At 43.5% G+C, this 24,361-nt stretch carries 26 protein-coding genes; 22 read left to right on the top strand and 4 right to left on the bottom strand.

The annotated features are described in order from the left end of the window. Positions 1–377 (bottom strand): IS3 family transposase (locus tag BLQ13_RS29185; RefSeq protein ID WP_139168905.1); only part of this gene is annotated, 377 nt, incomplete at its 3' end. 47 nt (positions 378–424) lie between these two features. Next, a complete protein-coding gene (locus tag BLQ13_RS15860) occupies positions 425–742 on the bottom strand; it encodes a transposase (RefSeq protein WP_090921784.1) in 318 nt (105 codons plus the stop codon). A 230-nt stretch (positions 743–972) separates the two neighbouring features. Between BLQ13_RS15860 and BLQ13_RS15865 the strand changes: the two genes are divergently transcribed. Further along, on the top strand, positions 973–2,058 hold the full coding sequence (locus tag BLQ13_RS15865) for a glycosyltransferase family 2 protein (RefSeq protein WP_090921786.1): 1,086 nt from the start codon (positions 973–975) through the stop codon (positions 2,056–2,058). A 208-nt stretch (positions 2,059–2,266) separates the two neighbouring features. Here BLQ13_RS15865 and BLQ13_RS15870 read toward each other — a convergent pair whose 3' ends face one another. Together BLQ13_RS15870 and BLQ13_RS15875 are read right to left on the bottom strand one after the other, a co-directional pair. After that, positions 2,267–2,791 carry a DUF5412 family protein gene (locus BLQ13_RS15870; protein ID WP_090921788.1) on the bottom strand — a complete coding sequence of 175 codons (525 nt, stop codon included), beginning with the start codon at positions 2,789–2,791 and terminating at the stop codon, positions 2,267–2,269. Between the two features lie 16 nt (positions 2,792–2,807). Continuing rightward, entirely contained in the window at positions 2,808–3,701 is an 894-nt protein-coding gene (locus BLQ13_RS15875) for an AraC family transcriptional regulator (RefSeq protein ID WP_090921790.1), read from the bottom strand. A gap of 121 nt (positions 3,702–3,822) precedes the next feature. Between BLQ13_RS15875 and BLQ13_RS15880 the strand changes: the two genes are divergently transcribed. From BLQ13_RS15880 to BLQ13_RS15980, 21 genes are all read left to right on the top strand, one after another. Further along, positions 3,823–5,685: an ABC transporter ATP-binding protein gene (locus tag BLQ13_RS15880; RefSeq protein WP_090921792.1), complete on the top strand. Its 1,863-nt coding sequence runs from the start codon at positions 3,823–3,825 to the stop codon at positions 5,683–5,685. A 302-nt stretch (positions 5,686–5,987) separates the two neighbouring features. Beyond that, positions 5,988–7,895 carry an ABC transporter ATP-binding protein gene (locus tag BLQ13_RS15885; protein WP_090921794.1) on the top strand — a complete coding sequence of 636 codons (1,908 nt, stop codon included), beginning with the start codon at positions 5,988–5,990 and terminating at the stop codon, positions 7,893–7,895. Between the two features lie 95 nt (positions 7,896–7,990). After that, the gene (locus BLQ13_RS15890) at positions 7,991–8,833 is read left to right on the top strand and encodes an Rpn family recombination-promoting nuclease/putative transposase (protein ID WP_090921796.1); all 843 of its coding nucleotides are present in this window, start codon (positions 7,991–7,993) and stop codon (positions 8,831–8,833) included. Positions 8,834–9,131: 298 nt separating this feature from the next. Continuing rightward, complete coding sequence (recQ, locus tag BLQ13_RS15895) at positions 9,132–11,012, top strand: DNA helicase RecQ (RefSeq protein ID WP_090921798.1); 1,881 nt, start codon at positions 9,132–9,134, stop codon at positions 11,010–11,012. Positions 11,013–12,125: 1,113 nt separating this feature from the next. Continuing rightward, on the top strand, positions 12,126–14,168 hold the full coding sequence (locus tag BLQ13_RS15900) for a B12-binding domain-containing radical SAM protein (RefSeq protein WP_090921800.1): 2,043 nt from the start codon (positions 12,126–12,128) through the stop codon (positions 14,166–14,168). A 132-nt stretch (positions 14,169–14,300) separates the two neighbouring features. Further along, positions 14,301–14,594, top strand: coding sequence for a hypothetical protein (locus BLQ13_RS15905; RefSeq protein WP_090921802.1), 294 nt, complete (start codon positions 14,301–14,303; stop codon positions 14,592–14,594). Beyond that, entirely contained in the window at positions 14,579–15,388 is an 810-nt protein-coding gene (locus BLQ13_RS15910; protein WP_090921804.1) for a tyrosine-type recombinase/integrase, read from the top strand. Before BLQ13_RS15905 ends, BLQ13_RS15910 begins: the two co-directional genes overlap by 16 nt. Before the next feature lie 157 nt (positions 15,389–15,545). After that, entirely contained in the window at positions 15,546–15,914 is a 369-nt protein-coding gene (locus tag BLQ13_RS15915; protein WP_244159338.1) for a hypothetical protein, read from the top strand. Positions 15,915–16,083: 169 nt separating this feature from the next. Further along, entirely contained in the window at positions 16,084–16,683 is a 600-nt protein-coding gene (locus BLQ13_RS15920) for a GIY-YIG nuclease family protein (protein WP_090921808.1), read from the top strand. Positions 16,684–16,859: 176 nt separating this feature from the next. Next, entirely contained in the window at positions 16,860–17,162 is a 303-nt protein-coding gene (locus BLQ13_RS15925; RefSeq protein WP_090921810.1) for a hypothetical protein, read from the top strand. Positions 17,163–17,388: 226 nt separating this feature from the next. Continuing rightward, positions 17,389–17,883 (top strand): DUF6933 domain-containing protein, encoded by a 495-nt coding sequence (locus BLQ13_RS15930; protein ID WP_090921812.1) that lies wholly within the window; start codon positions 17,389–17,391, stop codon positions 17,881–17,883. 280 nt (positions 17,884–18,163) lie between these two features. Then, a complete protein-coding gene (locus BLQ13_RS15935) occupies positions 18,164–18,961 on the top strand; it encodes a phosphotransferase (RefSeq protein ID WP_090921814.1) in 798 nt (265 codons plus the stop codon). A 152-nt stretch (positions 18,962–19,113) separates the two neighbouring features. Then, positions 19,114–19,905, top strand: coding sequence for a GNAT family N-acetyltransferase (locus BLQ13_RS15940; protein ID WP_090921816.1), 792 nt, complete (start codon positions 19,114–19,116; stop codon positions 19,903–19,905). A 313-nt stretch (positions 19,906–20,218) separates the two neighbouring features. Then, the gene (locus tag BLQ13_RS29190; protein ID WP_420848945.1) at positions 20,219–20,335 is read left to right on the top strand and encodes a hypothetical protein; all 117 of its coding nucleotides are present in this window, start codon (positions 20,219–20,221) and stop codon (positions 20,333–20,335) included. 93 nt (positions 20,336–20,428) lie between these two features. Further along, entirely contained in the window at positions 20,429–20,917 is a 489-nt protein-coding gene (locus BLQ13_RS28320; RefSeq protein WP_139168907.1) for a hypothetical protein, read from the top strand. A gap of 45 nt (positions 20,918–20,962) precedes the next feature. Then, complete coding sequence (locus tag BLQ13_RS15955; RefSeq protein WP_090921822.1) at positions 20,963–21,385, top strand: GNAT family N-acetyltransferase; 423 nt, start codon at positions 20,963–20,965, stop codon at positions 21,383–21,385. 74 nt (positions 21,386–21,459) lie between these two features. Then, entirely contained in the window at positions 21,460–22,227 is a 768-nt protein-coding gene (locus tag BLQ13_RS15960) for a nucleotidyltransferase domain-containing protein (protein WP_090921824.1), read from the top strand. 16 nt (positions 22,228–22,243) lie between these two features. Then, on the top strand, positions 22,244–22,663 hold the full coding sequence (locus tag BLQ13_RS15965) for a hypothetical protein (RefSeq protein ID WP_244159339.1): 420 nt from the start codon (positions 22,244–22,246) through the stop codon (positions 22,661–22,663). Then, positions 22,656–23,075, top strand: coding sequence for a DUF7674 family protein (locus BLQ13_RS15970; protein ID WP_090921826.1), 420 nt, complete (start codon positions 22,656–22,658; stop codon positions 23,073–23,075). The genes BLQ13_RS15965 and BLQ13_RS15970 overlap by 8 nt, the downstream gene beginning before the upstream one ends. 68 nt (positions 23,076–23,143) lie before the next feature. Then, on the top strand, positions 23,144–23,638 hold the full coding sequence (locus BLQ13_RS15975; RefSeq protein ID WP_167375760.1) for a GNAT family N-acetyltransferase: 495 nt from the start codon (positions 23,144–23,146) through the stop codon (positions 23,636–23,638). 115 nt (positions 23,639–23,753) lie between these two features. Beyond that, the gene (locus BLQ13_RS15980) at positions 23,754–24,335 is read left to right on the top strand and encodes a DJ-1/PfpI family protein (protein WP_090921830.1); all 582 of its coding nucleotides are present in this window, start codon (positions 23,754–23,756) and stop codon (positions 24,333–24,335) included. Positions 24,336–24,361 lie beyond the last annotated feature (26 nt).

The following is a 24,361-nucleotide window of genomic DNA, read 5'->3' on the forward strand; positions in this document are numbered from 1 at the left end:
CCTCCTCGGCAGGGAATGTAGGTGATATCGGTGACCCATGCGGTGTTCGGTTTGGACGTTTGAAATTGCTGGTTCAGCGTATTTGGTGCAATGGGATGATGATGGTTAGAATCCGTCGTCTGGACACGATACCGAGGACTGTGCACGGAACGAAGATTCATTTGACGCATGTATATACTGACGGTACGGGAAGAGATTTTGTATCCTTCCAGATGGAGCGCATACGTAATTTTCGGACTTCCACACCGCTTCTGGTGGTCGTAGAAATGAAACCGAATACGCTTCATGATTTCAGTTCTCCGGCGCTGTTGCTTACTGGTTAGATCCATCCGCCACTTGTAATATCCGCTCCGTGACACGTGTAACAGAGTGCACATCTTCTCCAAAGAAAACAGGGAGCGATGGTCTTCCACAAACTGAAATCTTAATTCTTTGGTTTGCTGAAGATGTGCACTGCTTTTTTTACAATAGCCAGTTCCTCTTGTGTGTCCGCAAGCGTATGCTCTTTCTCTTGAAGTAACCGGCGCATTTCTTTAAGCTCTGCTTCCAGTTCTTTCACTCGATCTACACTAGCTACGGGCTCATGTTTAAGTTCACGATACTTGCCCATCCACTGGTGTAATGTACTTTTTGGAATGTTGAGTTCTTCTGCCAAGTCTCCGAGTGTCTTGGTCTGTTCTTGAATAAATTTTACCGTTTGTTTCTTGAATTCTTCATTGTATCGTTGCCGTTGTTCTCCCATATGGACACACCTCCGTTAGCCTTATTATCCTTCTGTCCGTTAGCGGGTGTCCACTTTTTATTCTAGCTCCATCTGTGATCGTTAGATTTCCAAAAGCGCTGAAATGTGCTAAATAGCGTCATCTGTGATCGTTAGAAATTTTAGATTTTTACAAGTTGCTTAATCTCTTTTGTGAATCAGTACGCGTGAGGCAGGAAGGGGCTCAAAACGTGGTCACTATCAGTTTGTGTATGATTGTGAAGAACGAAGAACGCACACTGGCAAGGTGTCTTGAATCGGTGGCTGACCTTATGGATGAGATTATCATTCTGGATACGGGGTCGTCGGATCGCACGATGGACATCGCTGCAAAGTATACCGACCGTGTCTATACGTATACATGGAATGAAGACTTTGCCGCAGCACGGAATGAGTCATTCGTTCGGGCTACGCAGGAGTATATCCTGTGGCTCGATGCGGATGATGTGCTGTTGCCCGATGAACGGGCAAAGCTTGCGATGTTGAAGGAGCAGCTGCCGTCTGGAGGTAAGACGGCGGGTGTGATTATGGGCTATACGCTGGCCGAGGGGCCGGAGGGAAGCCCGCTGGTGGCGGACCGCCGGCTTCGCATGGTCAAGCGGGATGCCGGTTGCCGCTGGCATGGCCGGCTGCACGAGCAGCTGCGCTTCCCGCAAGGCGAGGTCATTACGGCAGATATTGCCGTCACTCATCGCCGCGAGGCGGGCAATCATTCGGCGCGAAACGTGCGCATTCTGCGCAAATGGATCGCCGAAGAGGGCATAGCCCAAGGACGCCTGCTGTTCTACTATGCAGGCGAATGTTATGACCGCCAGCGCTACGCAGCGGCGGCACGCGGTTACGCGAAGCTGCTGGAGCAGCCCAGCGGTTACCGCGAAGATCGGCTCATTGCCTGCGCAAGGCTAGCGGAATGTTATGAGCGGCTTGGCGAGCCGGGCCGTAAGCTGGGCGCATTGCTGCAGTCGTTCCAGTACGACTTGCCGCATGCCGATTTCTGCTGCGCCATTGCCGCCTGCTTCCATGAGCGGCAAGAGATCGTCACCGCCATTTATTGGTATATGCAGGCGGTGGATGTAAGCAGCCGTGATCCGGGTCTGCGACCTGTACCGGCTGCCTGCCGAACGTGGCTGCCGCATGCTCGGTTATCGCTCTGTTATGCCCATCTGGGTAACTGGGAGCAGGCGTTGTTGCATAACACGAAAGCTCGGAAGTATCTGCCGGATGATCCAGGTCTGATCGGAAATAGAGAGAAGCTCGAAGCCGTGATTCGCAAACAGAGGAAAGAGAGAGAAGGATAGCGCCCGTAAGAATCAAGATTGAAAGAGAAGGTGAAAAAGAGAGAATTAAGGTTGTGACATTAAATTCTCTGTTAAGTGAGGCATTTCCAAAGCAACTCCAAAGCAACTCAAAGAGCACTTCTGGTTGTACAGCGGTATTTTTCTTACGAAGACCGACAATACAAAGAAGCCCGTTAAACCGAGAAAAGCGGTTAACGGGCTTCTTTGCTCAAGTTTCAGGTTCCAAACATCTTACATACTGGTCCTTTGTACGCAAGCTGCTGCAAGCCCAGCCCCATCCATCATAAATTTCTTCATCTATATTCAAGGTAACCGTCTCGTTACTATACTCGCTCCAGTTTTCAATGCGAAGGGTATTGTCACTCTCCCATTCGAGGTGATTTCCGCCATGAAACTCTGCGCGATAGATGCTTTTGGCATTCGAAGCGCTTGTATCCGCTGTTTTCCGTACGTCTACCCAGATCGTCACCCCGCCTGCTGAGCCGCCGTAAGGAACACCGTATAGTTCCGCAGTGTATTCCCCATTTGGGGATGACATGGACGAGCTCAGATCGCCCTCGCCCGAACGATCGAATGTGGAGAGGTAGGGACGAAGCGTGAAGAAAAGCGTTAACGCCACGATGGGCAACATAAACAAGGCGATGAATATTGAAGTGTTTGGATGCCTGAGAACCCAAGATTGGTGTGCGTTTATCGGAGATGAATCCGGGCGAGGAGTTCTATCTTTTGTCATAATCATGCACCTTCCTTTAGAGCGTGATCTGTTTGGCAGGGATATAAATATCCAGTTCTCCGTAATGCTCCTGGGCGAGGCTGCCGTCTATTCTTTCAAAATAATAAGCATCACTTTTGCTGTATCCGGAATGACTTTGCCAGTATTCATCGATAAATGTCCAGACACTATCCAGATGATCGATATTAATCAGGCTTGGATGGAAATCACAGATAAACTTGAAAACGGCATACTGATTGGCAGGCACTTCGATGCCGTTCAGTTCTTCCGGGATCTCTTCCAAACTCGTAACTTCAACAGATGGCTGATAGGTACTGTAATGTTCTTCAATCTCATTGGTCAATCCAATGTATACGTTATCGTGCAGCACGTTAGGGATCAGATGAAAGAATTTTTCATAAAAAAGGTTGCCTGCAGAATTGGATTTATAATATTCCTCGTTATCCACATATCGAATCTGAGATTGCTGACCGATAAGCTTCATCGCAGGTTTCCGTACATAAATCGGATGAAAAATATATCCATACGGAAGGATCGTAATCATCGACGAAGTCATACGAGCCGTAAACTGTAAATCACCAGCACCCTGTTTGCGATATTGTAGAGGGGTTATGCCAAAGGCCTGTTTGAAAGCCCGAATGTAAGACTGCTCATGTTCAAAAGAATAATGCCCACTGATATCAATGATTTTCCAGTTCAGATCGACCAGCTGCTCCAGACTGCGCGCCAATTTTCGAGCACGAATATACTCTCCAGGTAACTGGCCGCTGGCATGCTTAAACATACGATGCAGATGGAACTTGGAGATATGGGTTATCGATGCAAGATGATCGAGTGTCAGCTTCTCATGAATATGGTCTTCTATGTAATCAAACAACGTATCCAATGTCTGTAGTAGATCTGGTTGCATATAGAAACTCCTTATTTCGTCCTGATTTATAGGGGATAGCAAGAAATGTTCATTTTTTCCTTATCACTGATGATATCATAACCAGATACTTAATTTGATGACAAGATTGGAGTAATTACACATGTTAGCCGACCAAACCATAACAGACAAAAGAACATATAAGCCCGCCCAAATACTACTACGGTTATGGACATTAACTGGAAAATATCGCATGTTTATCATCCCACTGCTCATTGCAGCTTTGGCCGCCTCACTGGTAGAAGTAGGGTATCTGGAATCCATTCGCAGATTGGTCAAAGGAGCAGCGGAATCACAGTTTTCTCTTATTTATTCAGGGTTGATCATCGGCGTTTTTATTGTCGTGCTGCGTGCCATTGTAAGCCTATTCACAACATGGTTGGAGACGATATATCAACAGAAAACACAGGTGTTTGTACAGTCCAGGCTGCTACATTCCCTTGCACGAACAGACACACAAGAACTGGCAAAGTATCATACGGGGGATCTCACATCCAGAGTATGGACTTCAGCTACGGAGGCTCAGAAAGGCATCAATCAGCACGGGATTGAGCTTACGAAAAATATCATACAATTGGTTTTGGCTTTTGCCTATTTCAGTTGGGTGAGCTTGCCGCTCACTATGGCCATTATTGCGTTCACGCTCATTTATCCGTTGGTAACAGCAGGGCTTGGACGAAAACTGCAGCGAGAACATGACCGATTGAATGCAAGTGCAGCGGCGAGGGATGAATTGCTGACAGATATCATTCAAGCCCCGGTGGAAATCCGCAGTTACGGACTTTCGGGTTATATGCAGCGGCAGTTTAGCGGACGAATGAATCAGGTATTTAAGCGTACGATGTCTGTTTCGGTATTACAGCGTTTGACGGAGGCTGCTGGGCGGGTCTCCACTTACGGGGGCATGATCCTGATCTTGTATCTCGGTGGATTACAAGTTCTGCATGGACATATGGATGTGGGCGGATTGGCGGCTTTCCTCGTCGCAAGTAGTCAGTTGACACGACCGATCGAAGCACTGTCAGGACTATGGAGTCAGATCATTGGATCGGCGTCTCAGGCTGCTCGTATTTTTGAAATATTGGATTTGGAAAAAAAGAAACCGGCTGCCGTTCAGCCGCAGCACAAGTTTATGACCGAAGGTGTTCATGTAGACCGGATTTTCTACAGATATTCAGAGCAAGAAGAAGTGTTATCGAACATTTCTTTTACAGCTGCCAAAGGCAAACTTACGGTAATTACAGGCCCTAGCGGATGCGGAAAAACGACTTTACTGAACGTGATAGCTGGTTTAAATGCGCCTGCGAGCGGTTCAATCCAGATGAATAATCCAAATGATTCAAATCACTCAAATAATTCAGCAATTGCCTATAAGGACTCTGTGGGATTGGCGGCCCTTAAATACCCTGATCAGGATATAGAAAGGGATATAAAACACGTTTATGTTCCACAACAAGCCTTCATTTTCTCAGGAACCGTAGAGGAGAATATTAGATTTGGCGCAGAAGGGTTGTCTGCTGAAGAGGTGCAGCTTGCTGCCCGTATGACTCATGCACATGATGCCATTATGAACCAGACGGAAGGTTACAAGACAGAACTTCAGCCTCAAGGTGGACACATGTCTGGCGGTGAACTTCAACGAATTAGCCTCGCTAGGGCGTTGTTAAGAAAACCGGAGATTTTATTGCTTGATGAACCTACATCTTCACAAGATCCGTGGCATGAGCAACAGTTGAACGAACTATTCACTGTGTTAGCTGGGGAGTATGATACAACGATCATCGCAGTCAGTCATCGGTTATCTTTGATTGAGCGTTCAGATCAGGTGATCTACATGCAGGATGGAGAAGTTGTTGACATCGGTACTCACCGTGAACTGTTGAATCGTGAGAATGGTTACCTTGCTTACCTTGCGGAGCAGGGTGCCGAAGAACGAATATACGGAGAAGTGCCGGAACAGTTGTAAACAGATCGAAAGAGTAAACGGATCGAAAGAGTAGCCAGATCGATATAGTTAAGACGTCTGAATAAATAACAGGGCAAAAAAGCTGAAGTACTCTTAAAAGTAAATGTGAAGAATTAGATTGAGATAGCCCGCGAAGGTAAAGGTAGAAGTATAAGTGGAACTGGGGGAACAGCATGTCATATGAATATGAAGAGCAGAAAGGGAATGAAGCGTGTCCACAAAAGAGATGCACATGAAGCATGAAGCAGCAGTGTCGATGGAAAATGAACATGAGTGCATAGAGGTGGAGGGCAAGAGCACAGATGGAAGAGCACTATAAGAACAATGATGTTGGGGGAAATAAGCATATAGATGGAGAGGAATATAAGCGTGCAGAGGGAAAGGAACATAAGCGCATAAATGAAGAGGGACATCATAGCAGTGATGGAGATCAGGATGTGAATAAGGCCAAGGAAACAGCATCTCTGAGCAAGGTTTGGCCGATTATTGTGCGCTTTATGAAGCCCTATAGATGGGCGGTAATCATTATGTTTCTTTTCATTGCGGCGGACGCGGTGTTCGATTGGGGCCTTGCCTTTGTGCAGGGATTTTTCGTTGATGCAATCCATGATGGCGGACAGGAGAAACTGAATGCTACGGCGATAACCTTTTTCGCAGTGTTGATCGGGTTTATCGTACTACTGGCGATGCATCGCTATGTGCTAGTACGGCTCAAAGAATCCATGCATAGGGATATGTCAATGAACCTGCTCCAGCTTTTCAACCAGATGCCTTATCCGTGGGCGCGTAGACAGAAATCCGGGGATGTGATGCTACGAATCAAGGAAGATACGAAACATGGTGCGGAAGTGATCGAGGCCATAGCAGAAGGAGTGACGGTCGTTTTTATTATCGTGCTCTCGCTGGGGTACTTGTATCGAGCAGATGCATGGGTTGCAGTTATTGCTTTGGTCAGTGCATCTGCGATTTGGTTTACGGCCAGAGTATATGACCAACGCATTGTGCGCTTGTCGGATGAAGTGGAGTCTATGGAGGGTGAGTCACAGCAGCAGATTCAGCAATACATGGAAGGTGTTCCTGTGATCCAGGCATATAACGCTTCGCCATGGTTTCTCACACGCTTGCGCATGCAGCAACAATCACTTAACCGAGTACAGGCGAAGCTGCAGATGACCTTAAGCATATCCGATAATGTGGCGATGGCCGTATTTGGTCTGGCTCAACTAGCAGCGTTATTTCTAATTGCTTTAGCTGCAGCGAGAGGAGTATTGTCTCCAGGAATGGTAGTGGCAAGTAGCTTGCTGTTTGAACTTGTGGTCTGGCCTGTACTAGGCTTGTCCAGTCAGTGGAGCCAAATGCAGTCGAGTATAGGCGCATTTGGTCGCATCTCCACATGGCTGAATCTAGCGCAGCGAGCGGAACAAAATGAAGTAAAAGAATACAATTCAGGGCACAGAGGACTTCCGCAAAATGAACAGCCTATCCTGACACTGGATCAGGTCACTGTGGCGGATGAAAGCAGCGGTCGAACTATCCTGGATCGGATTACGCTCAGATTGGTACCCGGTGAACTGGTGGCTGTAGTGGGCAACAGCGGAGCCGGGAAGTCTACACTATGCCAAGTGTGTGCGGGGCTGATCAAGCCGACTTTTGGACGTGTGATGCTGGGGAAAGAGGATGTAGAGCAGATTATGGCTCGGGATCAGCAATCCCGGCTAACGTATATGCCGCAGTCACCGGCTTTTTTTACAGGCACGATCGAAGAGAATATACGTCTTGGCAGGGACGCTACATTGAATGAAGTAAAACTCTCAGCGGGACAGGCTGGTCTACATGAATTTATTGAGGCCCAGGAAGGCCAGTATGATGCGATCCTGCAAGAAAAAGGAGCGAATCTGTCCGGTGGACAGCGTCAGCGGCTGTCCCTTGCCCGGCTCATGCTGAGATCCTCGGATGTGTATATTTTGGATGAACCGACATCATCGCTGGATAACCAGACCGAGCAGTTTGTCATGCAACAACTTCGTCGTTTGGTGCAGGAGAAAACGGGATTGCTGGTGACTCATCGCATGGAGCTCGCTCGTCAATGTTCCCGGATTCTAGTGATGAACCAAGGACGAATTGCCGAGGATGGCACGCATGAGCAGCTGATGGAGCAAAAAGGGTTATACTATCGCATGAATGTTAGGGATGCAGCATCGGGGGAGTAAGACTGGAACAAGGAAGTAACTTGCAATACTTAGTTCATTATGCAATTAACTAGATCGGACGTGGTATAATGTATAGAAACGGAGTTGATGGTCAGATGGCTGATTTGCTTGATCCACGGAACGATTTTGTTTTCAAGCGTATTTTTGGTAGTGAGGAAAACAAAGATGTGTTGCTTGTATTCTTAAACCGAACGTTTGCGGAATCAGGTGACCCACCATTGACGGAGATTGTACTTCTCAACCCGTATACAAATAAAGATGCTCCTCTAGACAAACAGTCGATTTTTGATATTTGGGCTAAAACGGCAGCAGGTAAGCTGATAAACATTGAGATGCAACTGTTTAATAAATACGATATTGAGAAAAGAACCCTGTACTATTGGAGTAAGCGTTACTCTAGCCAGTTGCAGGAAGGACAGTCCTATAAAGAACTGAAGAAGTGTGTTACGATTAATATTCTAAATTATTCATTTATTTCCAACGATCGATATCATAATATCTTTCATCTAAGAGAAGATCACACTGGACTTGAACTGAGTGATGATATAGAAGTACACTTTATGGAACTTTCCAAGCTTGACGCTCAATCAGTCCCTATTGTAGGAGGGTTAATTAACTGGCTCTTGTTCTTAAAGGGTGCTGACAAATCCAATTGGGAGGTGTTGCAAATGAATGAGCCGACATTGAAAAAAGCGATGGATACATTGGAGTTTCTAAGTCAAGATCAGGAGGCGCGTCGTTTGTATGAGGCGCGTCAAAAGTACTTGCATGATGAGGCCTCGATGATTGAATGGGCTACGGAAAAAGGATTGGCTCAAGGAGAACAAAAAAAAGCTTTGGAGATTGCCCAAAACATGCTTTCACTAGGAATTGACGTTTCGGTCATCGTCAAAGCCAGCGGTTTAACAGAGTCCGAGGTCAAAGCGCTTAAAAACTAAAGCCGTACGTTACAAAAAAATCGTTTGTTTTAATAACGGAAAGCAGCCGTTTGTCTCCACCCGGGATGAACGGTTATTTTATTTGCGTTTGAGAAGGGTCGACCATTTTACATTAAAACGCGGTTGCTCATTCGGGCTGTGCCCGTTAAACTAAAGGGAGCGGCGTTTTGCTTGACGGACAAGTCATGAGAACGCCATTTTGTTGTCAGAGATGCGGCGTTGATGCCGCGTTTGGATGTCAGAATCGGATAGAACCAAGCTGGTGCAGGAACACCGGTGACAAGTAAGGAGTCTTTACATGAGTGTGCAAGCACCTACTTTAGAAGAAGCGCAGGGTCTCCTGCAAAAATATTATGGTTACCCCGATTTTCGCGAGGGTCAAAAAAAGATCGTTTCCAGCCTGCTCGAATATGAGGATACGCTGGGCATTATGCCGACCGGGGGCGGGAAGTCAATCTGTTACCAGATTCCCGCCCTGTTATATCCGGGGCTGACGCTGGTCGTCTCCCCGTTAATCTCATTGATGAAAGACCAGGTCGATGCGCTGACGACCGCGGGCATTGCCGCCGCTTATATTAATAGTACGTTAAGCGGCAGAGAAGTGAATGAGCGCATCCGCGCGGCGCAGCGCGGTGAGCTGAAGTTGCTCTACGTCGCGCCGGAGCGACTGGAGCTGGACTGGTTCCGCGATGAGATGGGGCAACTGCCGATCTCGTGCGTGGCAGTGGATGAGGCCCACTGTGTGTCGCAGTGGGGCCATGATTTTCGGACAAGCTACCTGGCGGTAGCGCCGTTTGTGGACAGTTTGCCGGAGCGGCCGGTGGTTGCGGCCTTTACGGCGACGGCGACGCCCGAGGTCATGGGCGATATTTTGCGGCTCCTGCGTTTGCAGGACCCGCAAACGTATGTGACCGGACTTGGGCGAGATAATCTCGCGTTTAGCGTGCTACGCGGCGAGAGCAAAAAGGATTTTGTCTTGAACTACGCGCGCGAGCATGCCAGCGAGCCGGGTATTGTATACGCCGCGACCCGTAAGGACGTGGACGATCTGCATCAGCGTTTGTTGCAGGCTGGTTTGCCGGCAGGACGTTACCATGCGGGCATGACGGACGATGAGCGTGCACAGAGCCAGGAGCAGTTTTTGTACGATGATATTCGCGTGATGGTTGCGACCAATGCGTTCGGAATGGGGATCGATAAGTCCAACGTGCGTTACGTGCTTCACTACAGCATGCCGAAAAACATGGAGGCATACGTTCAGGAAGCCGGACGGGCAGGACGGGACGGTGAGCCGAGTCAGTGTATTTTGCTATTCGGAGCACAGGATATCATCACCCAAAAGTTCCTGATTGAGCAGAACCCGATGGAGGGTGACCGCAAAGCGAACGATTACCGCAAGTTGCAACAGATGGTGGATTACTGTTACACCACTCGTTGTTTACGCAGTGCGCAGCTGGATTATTTCGGTGAGGTGCATGAGGACAAGCCATGCGGCATTTGCAGTTCATGTACAGATGACCGCGAGCTGGTGGATATGACTATTGATGCGCAAAAAATATTCAGTTGCATTCACCGCATGCGTGAACGCTACGGGGTATCGCTGGTTGCTTCGGTACTTAAGGGTTCCCGTGCCAAAAAAGTGCTGGACTACGGCTTCGATTCCTTGCCGACATACGGGGTTATGGGCAATCGCACAGAGCGCGAAATTGCCGAGATCATCAACGTGATGGTATCCGAAGGTTACCTGATGTTGTCCGAGGGCCAATATCCAGTGGTTCGTTTGCAACCGCTGGCGGTGGAAGTACTGAAAGGTCAACGCGAAGTCATGCAGCGTGTCGTACGGAAAACAGCGGCTACAGCTTCCGGTACAAACTACGGCGGACGCCGCGGACGTGATGCAATGCCATCGGCTGTTAACGAAACGGTGTTCGAACAGCTACGTCTGATCCGCCGTGATCTGGCTGCCAAAGAACATGTGCCATCCTATATTATCTTTAACGATGCCACCTTGCGCGAGATGAGTGTGGTATGTCCGAAGACAGAACGTGACATGCTGACCATTAAAGGGGTCGGTGAGGTCAAGTACCGCAAGTATGGACTGCCGTTCCTGGAATTCTTCCAGAAACAATCGGGTGAAGAAGTGGATACGGACGATGATGCCTTTTATGAATATGAGTGATATATGTTAGCGATATGTGATAGTGAATATTTCGTGAGTGATGAGGATAAATGACAAGAGATAAGTGATATCTGATCTGTGACCGAGGCCTACAGACTTGACAGGCTGCTCAAGTAGAGGATGGAAAGCTAACGATCCTCATGGAGCTTATTTGCCCTGAATCGGGGACATTTGAAAGCTAACGATCTCCAGAAGGCTTATTTCATTCAAACTTCTGAAAAATGAGTCTGATCAAGCTGATTTTAACAGAATAGCGTCTCTGGGGATCGTTAGAATTTTCAAAAGCCCGAATATGCCGAAATAAGGCTTCTCCTGATCGTTAGCGCTCGTAGTAGAGGGCAGCGGACTTGCACTAGCCATAGGCGAAGGGTGATATTTGACTAATGTGCATGGATTGATGATCAATATTGGAGTGGATTGTGTACGTTCTATATTCTACTTATATAGTTCAGAAGCAGAACCGGAAGCACAATTAGAAGAAGGATCACAAGAAGAAGCACAACGGGATCAAGAATAGGACAGAACTAGAAACACAACAAGAAACACAACTAGAATTAGAACCAGTAACAGGATCAGAGCCAAGCTCAGAATAGAAACGAATTCAAAAAGTAATACATGTATCTCATGAATTGCGTCCTTTCAGAGTAGACAAAATGGGCGAGAATGTCTTTCAAAGGGTGGACATGGACGTTAAAAGTTGTTAACGAGTGTTGGCACAGTATATAGTTGTTTTAATGGGATTCAAGTCTATATATTGTGTCTATATTCGGGCGGAGAGTGTATGTGTTTTTAAAAGAGGTGTCCACTCTTTGAAAGACAAAATAGGAATTTGTTTATGAGGTGTGGACGGTTATAACATAAGGACTGGTTATTAGATCTTGTTTAAGATCTTGTTTTTAGATCTTGTTAATAGCTCCTGAGCGTGTATTGGTACTGGTAAGTGACGCGCGTGCTGACGCGGATCCTGGTGTGAATTTGTGCAAGTGTGGCGAGAGATAAGGCTCGGACTTGCATTAGAGGTTTGTCTGAACAGCATCCGGGGCAGGATGGCTGTGGAGCTTTACTTTTCCAAAAAAATATGTGGTCTGGGTGTCCAGGCAAAGGTTGTGAACCATGAAGGTAATTTTGTCGACTTTGAATGCAAAGTACATCCATACCTCGCTGGCGCTGCGGTGTTTGAAGGCGTACAGTGAGAAGGATTTTGATATTGAGCTCGCGGAGTATACGATCAAAGACCCGGTCATGAATATTGTGTCGGATCTGTACCAGCGCGGGGCGGATGTGATTGGGTTTTCATGTTACATCTGGAACATTGAAGAGACGATCAAGGTGATTGATAATCTGAAAAAGGTTATGCCTGACGTGAAAATTTTGCTCGGCGGGCCGGAGGTGTCCTACGACACCGAATATTGGATGAACCGGATTCCTAATGTCGATTTTATCGTCATGGGTGAAGGGGAAGAAACGTTACATCAGCTTTTGACGGAGCTGGAGGGCAGTAAAAAGTTCCATTTTGTCTATGGACTGGCGTATCGCAAAGGGGAAGAGGTTATTCTCATGCCAGGACGCCCGAAAGCGGATTTGAATGATCTGCCCTCGCCGCATCGATTTGAAGAGGATATCCCGGATCTCGGGAAGCGGGTTGTTTATTTTGAGACTAGCCGTGGCTGTCCGTTTAGTTGTCAGTTCTGTTTGTCCAGTATTGAGGTCGGTGTGCGGTATTATGATATCGAGCGGACCAAGTCGGACATTTTGTACCTGATCGAGAAGGGTGCGAAGCTGATTAAGTTTGTAGACCGTACGTTTAACATTAAACGGGATTATGCGATGGAGATGTTTAAGTTTCTGATCGAGAATCATCAGGGAACGGTGTTTCAGTTTGAAATCACGGCTGATATTATGCGTCCTGAGGTGCTCGACTATTTGGCAGAAAATGCGCCGCCGGGTACGTTCCGCTTCGAAATTGGGGTGCAGTCCACGAATGATCCAACGAATGAACTGGTGAAACGCCGTCAGAACTTTGCGAAGCTGAGCCGTACGGTGAACAAGGTCAAAGCCAGCGGCAAGATTGACCAGCATTTGGATCTCATCGCAGGACTACCGGAGGAAGATTATAATACGTTCCGCAAGACGTTTAATGATGTGTTTGCTTTGGGGCCGGAAGAGTTACAGCTTGGGTTCCTCAAAATGCTTCGTGGTACGGGGCTGCGTCTGGATGCGGAAAAGTATAATTATACGTACATGGATCACGCGCCGTATGAGATTTTGGGCAGTGACGTGTTGCCGTTCAGCGACATCGTTCGCCTGAAACGCCTGGAGGATGTGCTGGAGAAATACTGGAACGCACACCGGATGGATCATACTTTGAAGTATTTGATGGAGCAAGAGTTTGATTCACCGTTTGATTTCTTCCAGGCCTTTGGCGATTACTGGGAGGGTCAGGGCTGGCAGAAGATCGGGCATCAGTTAGAGGATTTGTTTACTCGTCTGCACAGCTTCCTGGAGTCACGCAATACGCCGCATATGGATATCGTGCTTGGTCTGATGAAGCTGGATTATTTCCTGGGACATAAGTACAAGCCGCGTAAAATCTGGTGGGACGATGTGCTCCAGAAAGATCAATGGGCGGGCTATATGAAAACGTTGGCTGAACGTCCAGAAGACGTTCGCTTGCCACGTGTTGCCGGAGCCTCTGGCTCGGCATGGCTGGAAAGCAGCGGCGCGAGTGGAGCGGCCGCTGCGGGAACTTCGGCGGCTGCCGGAGAGAACACTGCCGCGGATGCGGCGGGTGTGATCGGCAGCCATGCCGGGGATGCTGCGTCGCTTGCAGCGCGCGACGCAGTGGAGTCCGCCGCGGATGGAGCGGCGGACCTGGGGCACGGCAACGCTTCGCTTGCGTTGCCGATGACCTCGGCCATGACCGCACAGACGGTCATGGGTGCCCGTGCTTTCGCCGATCTGCGACTCGGCGAAAAGGAACTGCAGAAGCACGCCGTACTGGACGTGCTTCCGTTCCGGCTTGAGCGTGTGCTAGCTGGCGCCAGCCCGCTTGCCGCGAAAGGCCAAACGCTGCTGGTCGTCGTATACCAGCAGCACGAAGACCAGCAGGCGCAATATTACATGCTGCCGCTGGGAGAAGAAGCCGCTGCCATGTAGATGCAGCGGCCATATGTCCGAAAGCATCGGAAGATCATTGGATTCCCTACGGGATGAAGATGATCTTCCTTTTTTTATTTTTTAAATTCAATAGAATTCATATATCCAATTGAGCTGAAGGGAGATTTTTTTATGAAAGATAAAGCAGATAGCACCATCATACTAACCAAAGGTTCCTCAGATACAGTGTATGTGCAAATTCCATATAATACGGTACATATTCAGTCCATTCGTCAGGTAACAGGGAGAAGGTGGGAGACTGATACGAAACGCTGGATCATCCCTTACTCAGATGCATCTCTTCAAGAGTTTACAAAGCATTTTGATGCGCTAGATGTAGAGATATCCCCGGAGTTGTGGGTGGAGAGCGACATATTGAGAAAGTGGAAGTTAAGTGGAGAGCAAACACAATGGAAAAGAAATTAAGAGGATACACTCGCAAAACGATTAAAGCATACTGTAGTCAGATTGAACGATTTGTGGCCAGTCTTCCTCAGATGAATACAGAAATTCGTGCATCTCATGTTCAGACATATTGTTTGAGTTTGCTTGAGCGAGGGATTTCCCATTCCAGTGTGAATCAGACGATTAGTGCGATCCGATTTTATTGTAAACATGTGTTACTTCATCCTGCCGAGTTTCAATATATACGTCCCAAAAAGCAGGTGAAGCTGCCCAATGTTATGTCCGAAAAAGAAGTTACCCTATTGCTGAAAGCTGTGACTAATCTCAAGCATAAGACAATCCTGTATCTCACTTATTCGGCAGGGCTTCGTGTCGGCGAAGTCGTTCGTCTACGCTATATCGATTTAGATATTGAGCGTCAGACCATTATCGTAAGGCAGGGAAAAGGTCAAAAGGATCGAAGAACGCTTCTTTCTAATCTTGCTTGGGAGATTGTACAGAAGTACATCGCCGAATATAAACCCGAGCGTTGGTTGTTTCCAGGTCAATCCACTGATCGACATCTTACGGAGCGCAGTGTACAAAAGGTTTTTGAAGAAGCTAGACAACGAGCGAATATTGTAAAAAAGTGTAGCATCCATGCTTTGCGGCACTCTTTCGCTACACATTTGCTGGAAAACGGAACAGACCTGCGCTATATTCAGGAGCTTCTTGGTCATACGATTGCACAAACAACCCAACGATATACGCATGTTAGCACGAAAAATATTCAGCGTATTCAGAGCCCACTCGATCGGATGGACATGGGAGATTGATTATCTCAAACTTCTCCCTTTTTCACCAAATTTTTCTTCGCATATATCGCCCCATAGGTTATCATATACGTAGTTCAGATATTACAACGGACCAGTGGTATTTACGAAGTACATAAATTAGATGTTATGTGAAATCAATGAGAAATTTAGTAAGAGGATGAGGAGATTGAATTTAATACAACTTAAGGTTCCAGCAGGCTACGCAGTAGTCTATAACAAATTTTATGATGTAGAACCTATTCTTAGCGAAGACAGTGACGATTTCATCGAGAATTGGGGTTTCTTCACAGAAGACTTACTACAAATAATTAAATTGAAAATAAAAAAAGGGAAATGGTATGTGCCTGAAAGAGAAGACACGATCCTTTTCGATATAGGATGGTATCCGGATTCAAATATTAACGGAGAGTATAGTTTACAACTTGTAGATGGAGAATGGAATGAAATCAAAAGCATTTCTTCTAAAGATCGTTTTGTAATAAAAGAGGTACTTGAAGAATGGATGGAAGAACAACAAAGAATATAAGTAGAAATTTATTGTGTAGCTCAAAGAGGAGATTGACTTCACATAACATAATATTCACGCTGCGGGCATACGCCCTGGGTCCGGCATACGCCAGACACTCGACATGCGTCGAGTCGTGAATACAGGAACGTTATCTGAGAGAGACAAAATCCATTTAAGGGAGAACGTTATGAAGTTAGTAGTTGAAAATCATGATTTGGTGTTTCGAGAAATCTCTCTTGAATTCGTTCCTTCAATTTATTTGGACATTTTCTCTCAGAAGAATAATAAAACTCTTAGAGAAACAATTGAGCACAGAAGATATATTAAATTCAGAAAGATTATTGAGAGTCGATATACCAACTATTTGGATATTGGGTTAGGGGCTTTTCTTGCTACGCTAAAAGATAATGGCGATGTATTTTATAAAGAGATGTTAAATAAGAACGGAGATAAAGTATATTCTCAATTTTTTATTGCAGATAAGATAGCTCAAAGAAGTAAAGGAATATATTTATATTGCATTGAGGACGAAGTTAAGTATCTCGGAAGATGCAGAGACTCATTTGGAAAACGTATTAATCAAGGCTATGGAAAAATTCATCCCAAAAACTGTTATATAGATGGTCAATCAACAAATTGTCATTTAAATAACTTAATAAGTGAAAATCAAGAAAAGATCAAATTTTATATACTAGAACTTGAGAATGAATTTCAGATCATAGAACTGGAAAAATCCTTAATAAAAAAATATCAGCCAGAATGGAATAAATCTTTAAAGATTGGTTGAATGCAGATCAAGAAGTCGTCTCAATCAGATAACATGATATTCACGCTGCGGGCATATGTCGAGTCGTGATTACAGGAACGGTATAAGAAATCAGTGAAAAATGTACAAATCAAAAAAAGTGATTTAAATTCTACAAGGTATTACATTCCATGAATTAAAAACTGAGGAGAGTAGTAATGGAAAATAATAAGTATCCCGAGCATTACTTTGAACACTACATTTTTAGTTTTTCAGGCATAGGTTATATGCCAAATGAAGCTGGATTTGAAAAACTAGCAAAGTTGTACATAGATATAGAAGGAATTGACGAATTTTTTAATCTAATAAAAGAGATACAGATCATAAAGACAAATAACGATTGGTTATACTTTAAAAGCATAGCTGAAGGTTTTGAAATAGAAGGCTTAGATATTGTTAAATTAAAAGAAATGGCCGAGGTCGCCATAAATATATTCAACACTATATCTGAAAGCTATTGATCTAGTGGAAACTAAATCGGAAGTGAATATTTCAAAGAATGTAAAGTAATTCAAAAGCTATATAACTAAATGAAGTGCGAAGTGAATGGTTGACGGTAATTCAAAGAAGAACACTGACATCTTATAACAAAATATTCATGCTACGGGCATACGCCCTTGGTCCGGCATGCGCTGGGTCGTGAATACAGGAACGTTAGGTAAAATCAGTAAGAGAGGGGACAACATAATGCTTGCACTAAGACTTACCAAAGACTTATTGAAAGATATGAAAGTGACTCCAGTTGAAGATATCAATGCAGCTCTATTTTTAAGCTGGCATGTAAATATTTATAACTTGAACAAACGAAAACACATTGTTTTTGTGAACGATTTAACTAGATTAGCTATTATCATTGATGGAATTAGAACAGGGCAAATAGAGCGGTTGAAAGAAAAATTTATGATAACTCTTCGGGAATACTTACTCCGAGAGGGCGTTAATGAAAGTCTTATCAATAGATATTTTGCGAATAGCGAAGGAGTAGTTATCTCGAAAACAAACAATAGAAGCGTCCTAGGAACGATGAAAGAAGTTACGTGGTTTATTGAAGATGATTTTCACGATAGCATTGAACGCATGAAGTGGCTAAATAGAATGATTCATAAACCAATAGATTACAAGGAACCGATTAATTATTTTAAAGAATGCTTATGGAATAATAACAACTACAACATCATTTGAAGGAACTTCAGGGCGGCTCTGGCACTGCCTAACAACATATTCACACATCGGGTCGACTTCGTTGTCCTAGGTCCAGTGAGTTCAAGATGAGGCAATTTAGTATTTGCCTGTCCAGCCGGATACATGCCATCCCTTGGTTGTCAGATGCTAATCATGGAAGGAAGCTCAGACAACAAACGATCCAGCCTAAGATAAGAACTATCTAAGGCTGGGTCATTTTATTAATATAGGAACGTTAAATGAAATCAGTGCATGACACAAAATTAAGGAGTACAAAACCATGGATAACAGATTATCAATACCAAGTGAATTAATCAATCTATCCGAATTAGTTAGTGCCACAGCCATTGAAAAAGGAAGACATTATCAATCGGTGTGCATTTTGGAGTTTAGTAATTCTGTAAAGTATGTATTGAAAGAAAAAAATGTTGAAGATTCCGGTAGTTTGATGCACGAAGCAGAAAGATTAAATTGGCTCAATGATATAGTTCCAGTTCCTAAAGTTATTGGTTATCTAAAGGAGAACGGCAAGGAACATTTAGTTATGACCTACATAGAAGGCTGTGCCGCAGAAGAATACAAGCAGGAAGAGGGTCAAAAAAGTCTTGGTTTTATTTTAGGAGAGGGTTTAAGAAAAATACACAATATGCCCATTCATAATTGTCATTTCAACGATAATTTGCCGGATAAGCTTATTGATATGGTAAGGAAGAATAGTATTGATAGAAAACATGAGGTCATGGATGCTATTAACCATTCATTTCCCAATCATACAACTGAGCAATTGATGGATTTCTTGGAAATGTATAAAGCTTCGACAGAAGAACTGGTTTTTACGCATGGTGATTATGGTTCGGGAAACGTTATGATACATAAGGGGCGTATTGCAGCATTTATTGATGTAGGAGCATCGGGGATATCCGATCCGTACTATGATATTTATTATCTTGTAAAAAGTCTTACATTTTATACGGATAAGGAAGAAGAAGTAGAGGAGTTTGTGGAAGGATATGGAATTTCTGAATTAGATGAGAATAGAATGAAATTTCATCAAATCATCGATACTTTATTGTTGTGAACATCCAAACTCAAGGGATGAACTGACATTGTATTACAACGTATTGACGCGGCTGGCCTTAAGCCTCTCGGATTCGTGAATATGGTAACGTTAGGTAAACCACGCAGGATGAATTGTATAATTGTATGCTGTCAAGGAAGGGGATAAATTTGATGATATTGAATTTGGAACTAGCAGATATCTTAGAAAAATCTGAAATTAATTATATGGTTGATCGAATGACTGCAATCAAAGAACGAGAAGGAAACCCTGAGGGTATCGAAATTAAACGATTCGGGGAGAGCACGGCGTTTTATAGTAAAACCATGCCCTGGGGTCTTTTTAATAATGTAAAGGGAAAAATTTCTGAAGATGTCATAGAAGATATCTTAGACTTTTATAATGAGCGCGAAATGAATTTTGAGATTCAAGTTATCCCCGGTAACATAAATCAAGAAGTAATGAAAAAACTCCATAATAAAGGCTTTTATCAATCAGGATTCCATACAACGCTTTTTTGTGAACCTGGAAATCAAGATTCGTTCGATAATGACAAACTGGAAATTCGTGAACTTCACGAAGATGAGTTCGATATATATGCAGAAATTCATTGTTTAGGTACAGGATTATCTCTTGATGGGAAAGAACACGTAGCTGCAAATAACCGAGTACTGTTTTCCCGTCCTGGATGGCGCTATTATTTGGGGTTGGATCAGGGGTGCCCAGCTGCAGTAGCTGTAATGTATGTAGAGGATAGTGTTGCTTCATTAACTTTTGCGACAACACTACCGGAATATCGAAATAAAGGATTTCAAACGAATTTATTACTTAGACGAATTCATGATGCCTATAAAAATTGTAATCTCGTTGTTAGTCAGTGCTCATATGGTTCGCAAAGCCATCGGAACATGGAAAGAGTAGGTATGAGAATTGGATATACCCGGGCAACATGGACAAGAAATTAATTGTGAGGGGAAATTTAGGCTGGCATCGTCTAACATAATATTCAAGTAGCAGCCCTTCGGAGCCTTGGTCTGCGAGGTGGATTTCGAAGAGGCTTTTTAGCAGACAACCCCTTCGGGGTTCGTGAATACATGAATGTTATCTGCAATTCATAAACAATTTACTTAAGGGGCTTTAGCAATGGAGTATAAAAAAATCAAGTTGATATAGATATTATTAAGGTACAACCCGATATTGAAGATTGCAATGTCAGATCTTTGTTGCAAGTAGGTTTGAATAAGATTTCAAGCAGTAAAAATGTAACTGTAAATTATGATGAATCCTTCAAAAGCGAATCAAAACTATTCTGATCAAACCATCGATAGAATCATTGATTTTTTTATAATGAGCAAAAAGATGAGTCGTTTGCAGTGGACAACATTGAGGATCTAACCAGGTCACGGCTGAAGCATACGTCTTTTAAGCTTCTCGAGTTCGTGAATTCCAAACGTTATCTGATATTTTTGCATGAGGTGAATGTATCAAATGATAAAATTAAATATAAAAGTATTGAGCTTGATCTTATTATTAATTTTGCCTTCCTGTTCGGCCAGTAATGAAAAAGATCCTTCTGACTCCATCTTTCAGGTTGGCGTAGATGAAATTGCAAATATTAAGGTCAACAAACCCTTTCAAATCGTAGGGTATTTGAAAAACTCATCAAATAGGTCAGTGGAGATATCTCATGGCTCAGGTATGTTTAGTTATGAGATTTATAATGAAGATGGCGAAAGAATCCTTCCAAACGGAAATGTGTTATTAGAACACGCTATTGGCTATCAGGTTGAGCTTCAACCAGGTGAAGAATATAGAAATAATGGACAAGATCAACGAAGTAAGGAATATTATGAATTCGTTATCCACCAGCCAGGCAATTACAAAGTTAAAACGAATGTCGAATTTATGATGAATAATGATGGCAAGCCAAAGAAAATAAGCTTATCGAGTGAATCCAAAGAATTCAAAGTGCAGTAGAGGATTGCAGGGAATCTCAACATAAATTTATCTGAGGTGATTTCAATGGAAGTACAAATACTCAAAAAACAAATTAGTGTAGAAGATTATATGAATCTGAGGGAAATCGTGGGATGGGGCAATCCTGAAAATATAGAGGCCATTGAACGTGGATTAAAGAACACTTTATATTCCATCTGTATAGAGGTTGAGGAGCAGACGATAGGATATGGAAGAATCGTGGGCGATGGTGGGTTTACTTTTTACATACAAGATATTATCGTGTTACCTTCCTATCAGAGGCTCGGTTTAGGCAATAAAATAATGACGGAACTCATGGAGTATATTACAAGTACTTATCCGCCAGGAAGTTCAGTCGGACTCATGTCAGCAAAAGGCAAAGAGGATTTTTATAAGAAATTTGGATTCGTGGAGAGACCCAATGAAGGTTATGGTGCAGGAATGATCCAATACTTAACGAAACCATAGTAGAGGCGTTTCGAGCAAGAGAAATTCACCGGACACATAGCTGAAAGAAGTTTTTACGTTTAGGAGGAGTCTATATGATATTAGAAAAAGTTATAAATCAAATCACCATACAAAGTGAATATAAGGATTTGGTTGATACGTATGTAGAGCATATCCTGAACGAATTCAAAGATAAGATTCATAGCATTTATATGTGTGGCTCGATTCCGAAAGGAACGGCTCAACCTTATAAGTCAGATGCAGATTTTACGATTGTATGTGCAAATCCCAAAGACATTGATTACGAAAGATTGTTGAATATCAAAGATAAGCTTTTGGAAGAATACCCATTTGTCACGAAGATGGATACGATCATTTGCTCGATGGATGATGTATTAAGTAGACCGAATGATTGGGGTTTTTGGGTTAAGATCATTTGTGTTTGCATACATGGGGAGGACATTGGTGAAAAAGTACCCCCGATCATCATTTCTCCAGAATTCATCTTAGACTTAAATACAGATACCAAGGAGGAAGTGGATCGTGTACGTCGTTCACTTGCTAATGCTAGTGATGACGCGATGAAAACGAGATATACGAAAGGTTATTCGAAGAGATTACTTCGTGCATTATACTCATTGGTTATCGAAGATACAGGGATATGGGAAGATGACATAACTAAGATGAAAAATGCTATATTAGACTATTGCGAGATTGACCCCGCTTTAGTTGAATATCTGTATGCTTGTTACTTGGATAGTTGTCATGTACCTGTTGAAGAGTTTCTTAGAAATGCAGAGGAAGTTTATCGCTATTTCGAGAATGCTTTACATACAATGGCTGCATCCAGAAATTCAAAATGAATGCGAGGTGGGACAGATGAAGGAGGCTACTCCTAAATATGTTGAACAAGCATCCATGGAAAGTCTCATACAAAAGTTGAATCTGCCGCCACTCACTCCATTTTCACAGGACTGGGAGTATACGTCGGCCGATGCATCGAGATTAGATGAATTTATTAGGTATTACGAGAATCATCCATTAAACGACAATGAGAAATTTACACTGATGATCATTATGATCTCTTCATTGGATGACTACCTTTCCGAAGGAAAAGGAACGGATGATCACAAACTATGGAATAGAATAAAACAAAATCTACGTAAAGACTATGAGTTACATATCCATACTATTAATTATTGGGCTCAAGATGAGAGCGATCTGGAAGACTGTTTTGCAGTCACACCCTATGTTAGAGAGATGCGAACCTGGAACGAAGGTGAATACGACAATGATTGAAAAAGAAGAAATCATGGAGAGGTTATTAATAGCCGTGCCCTCCTATACGAATAGATACGAACGGTACATCCAAGCGAACTATGAACTTGGAGAAGAGAGATTGATCTATGTCGATATAAGTGACTTCGTCAAACATGTTATTGAGTGTTATCAACGTAAAAACACGGATGAATTCGATGCACTATTCGAAGTCATTGAAGAGCTTCATACGAATGGAGATTCATTTGTTAAAGAATTTGCTACAGTCGGTATTCTGGAATCATTGCAGAATCAATTGCTTGATGAGAATATTGAGTATATTGAATTTGAAAAATGTTTAAGACCAGAATCCAAACGGTGGTGGAATCATGTAATTGATTATTGGAATGGGAAGACTCCATACATTGGAGGACCGATTAAGGAACAATCATAATTTTCTGATGTTGGTGATTTAGAAGCAACCCTAGAATCATTCAAAAGCCCGAAAAGGAGATGATTCGTATGAAAGTCACACTTCGCTTTGTCTTACCTAGTGATGCTGAATATGTACAGCAATATGCAAGTTACCCTGAAATTTCAGAGACAAGCAACGTTCCATATCCTTATCCAGACGGAGCAGGAGAAGCATGGGTGAACATGGTGATGGCTAGACGTGAACAAGGGATATCTTATGTATTTACTATTTTATCGGATGATCAATTTGCGGGTGTCATGTCTATAAATGCTGTGGATCTGACTGAGAAAACAGCAGAGTTGGATTACTGGATTGCAGTTCCTTTCTGGAATCAAGGCATAGGCACAGTCGCAGCCCAAAAGGCTATTGAATTTGCGTTTCATAAATTGGATCTTCAAATTCTTAGAAGTGCTTGTTTGACGAGTAATAAAGGCTCGTTAAAGGTCCTTGAGAAGAACGGATTTAAAAAAGTGAATGACTTTATTTTTGAAGCTGGCAAGTTTAAAGATAAGACAGGATGTAGACTTGAATTACATAGGTGACGACCTTTAGGTTGCAAATCCCGATGAAAACTTTATGGAGCCTGTGATTGATTAAATCGAGTGAGAGGGAGAGAACTTCATCCTCTACTGCAGGCGATTGGAGAGGAATGATTCTATGAAGATGGCCTTTATTTTATTCAATGGAGTAACATTTCTTGATTTTGTTGGTTTCTATGACGTTATCTATCGATTGAACTTATTTGACCAAACCAAAGGAACGACATGGGACATCTGTGGATTGACTGAGGAAGTGACGGATGAACTTGGGATGAGCGTAAAGGTGAATGTCATAAAACCTGATTTATCTCAATATGACCTTGTTTTTGTTCCAGGAGGCATGGGGACTAGAAAACTAAAAGAAGACATTGAATTTGTGGATTGGATTCGAACTGCCGAATCTGTAAGTTACAAAATCTCGGTTTGTACGGGTTCGCTTTTATTAGGCGCTGCTGGTTTCTTAAAGGACAAGATAGCAACAACCCATCCTAATGCATATGAATTACTTCAGCCTTACTGCAAAGAAGTAGTTAGAACGAGAATCGTTAAAGATGGAAACGTGATCACTGCGGGAGGCGTAGCGACATCGATTGATTTGGGACTATATTTGATTGAATTATTTGCAGGCCAAGAAGAGGCCAATATAGTAAAGAAGCAGATTGATTATCCCTACACTGCAGTAGGAATAGTTGAAGTTTAGGTTTTTGCAGAGGACAAATTAAAGGG

Origin of the sequence: Paenibacillus polysaccharolyticus, from assembly GCF_900102085.1 — a bacterium.
Classification (GTDB): domain Bacteria; phylum Bacillota; class Bacilli; order Paenibacillales; family Paenibacillaceae; genus Paenibacillus; species Paenibacillus polysaccharolyticus.

What these genes read in the sequence shown, in the direction of transcription:
- BLQ13_RS15915 (WP_244159338.1), top strand. Translation starts at nt 15,546, where the DNA reads ATGAGGAGATTGAATTTAATACAACTTAAGGTTCCAGCAGGCTACGCA.
- BLQ13_RS15905 (WP_090921802.1), top strand. Translation starts at nt 14,301, where the DNA reads ATGAAAGATAAAGCAGATAGCACCATCATACTAACCAAAGGTTCCTCA.
- BLQ13_RS15970 (WP_090921826.1), top strand. Translation starts at nt 22,656, where the DNA reads ATGATTGAAAAAGAAGAAATCATGGAGAGGTTATTAATAGCCGTGCCC.
- BLQ13_RS15965 (WP_244159339.1), top strand. Translation starts at nt 22,244, where the DNA reads ATGAAGGAGGCTACTCCTAAATATGTTGAACAAGCATCCATGGAAAGT.
- BLQ13_RS15955 (WP_090921822.1), top strand. Translation starts at nt 20,963, where the DNA reads ATGGAAGTACAAATACTCAAAAAACAAATTAGTGTAGAAGATTATATG.
- BLQ13_RS15865 (WP_090921786.1), top strand. Translation starts at nt 973, where the DNA reads ATGATTGTGAAGAACGAAGAACGCACACTGGCAAGGTGTCTTGAATCG.
- BLQ13_RS15920 (WP_090921808.1), top strand. Translation starts at nt 16,084, where the DNA reads ATGAAGTTAGTAGTTGAAAATCATGATTTGGTGTTTCGAGAAATCTCT.
- recQ (WP_090921798.1), top strand. Translation starts at nt 9,132, where the DNA reads ATGAGTGTGCAAGCACCTACTTTAGAAGAAGCGCAGGGTCTCCTGCAA.
- BLQ13_RS15975 (WP_167375760.1), top strand. Translation starts at nt 23,144, where the DNA reads ATGAAAGTCACACTTCGCTTTGTCTTACCTAGTGATGCTGAATATGTA.
- BLQ13_RS28320 (WP_139168907.1), top strand. Translation starts at nt 20,429, where the DNA reads ATGATAAAATTAAATATAAAAGTATTGAGCTTGATCTTATTATTAATT.
- BLQ13_RS15910 (WP_090921804.1), top strand. Translation starts at nt 14,579, where the DNA reads ATGGAAAAGAAATTAAGAGGATACACTCGCAAAACGATTAAAGCATAC.
- BLQ13_RS29190 (WP_420848945.1), top strand. Translation starts at nt 20,219, where the DNA reads ATGAATCCTTCAAAAGCGAATCAAAACTATTCTGATCAAACCATCGAT.
- BLQ13_RS15980 (WP_090921830.1), top strand. Translation starts at nt 23,754, where the DNA reads ATGAAGATGGCCTTTATTTTATTCAATGGAGTAACATTTCTTGATTTT.
- BLQ13_RS15930 (WP_090921812.1), top strand. Translation starts at nt 17,389, where the DNA reads ATGCTTGCACTAAGACTTACCAAAGACTTATTGAAAGATATGAAAGTG.
- BLQ13_RS15935 (WP_090921814.1), top strand. Translation starts at nt 18,164, where the DNA reads ATGGATAACAGATTATCAATACCAAGTGAATTAATCAATCTATCCGAA.
- BLQ13_RS15885 (WP_090921794.1), top strand. Translation starts at nt 5,988, where the DNA reads ATGGAAGAGCACTATAAGAACAATGATGTTGGGGGAAATAAGCATATA.
- BLQ13_RS15870 (WP_090921788.1), bottom strand. Translation starts at nt 2,791, where the DNA reads ATGACAAAAGATAGAACTCCTCGCCCGGATTCATCTCCGATAAACGCA.
- BLQ13_RS15900 (WP_090921800.1), top strand. Translation starts at nt 12,126, where the DNA reads ATGAAGGTAATTTTGTCGACTTTGAATGCAAAGTACATCCATACCTCG.
- BLQ13_RS15860 (WP_090921784.1), bottom strand. Translation starts at nt 742, where the DNA reads ATGGGAGAACAACGGCAACGATACAATGAAGAATTCAAGAAACAAACG.
- BLQ13_RS15890 (WP_090921796.1), top strand. Translation starts at nt 7,991, where the DNA reads ATGGCTGATTTGCTTGATCCACGGAACGATTTTGTTTTCAAGCGTATT.
- BLQ13_RS15880 (WP_090921792.1), top strand. Translation starts at nt 3,823, where the DNA reads ATGTTAGCCGACCAAACCATAACAGACAAAAGAACATATAAGCCCGCC.
- BLQ13_RS15960 (WP_090921824.1), top strand. Translation starts at nt 21,460, where the DNA reads ATGATATTAGAAAAAGTTATAAATCAAATCACCATACAAAGTGAATAT.
- BLQ13_RS15940 (WP_090921816.1), top strand. Translation starts at nt 19,114, where the DNA reads ATGATATTGAATTTGGAACTAGCAGATATCTTAGAAAAATCTGAAATT.
- BLQ13_RS15925 (WP_090921810.1), top strand. Translation starts at nt 16,860, where the DNA reads ATGGAAAATAATAAGTATCCCGAGCATTACTTTGAACACTACATTTTT.
- BLQ13_RS15875 (WP_090921790.1), bottom strand. Translation starts at nt 3,701, where the DNA reads ATGCAACCAGATCTACTACAGACATTGGATACGTTGTTTGATTACATA.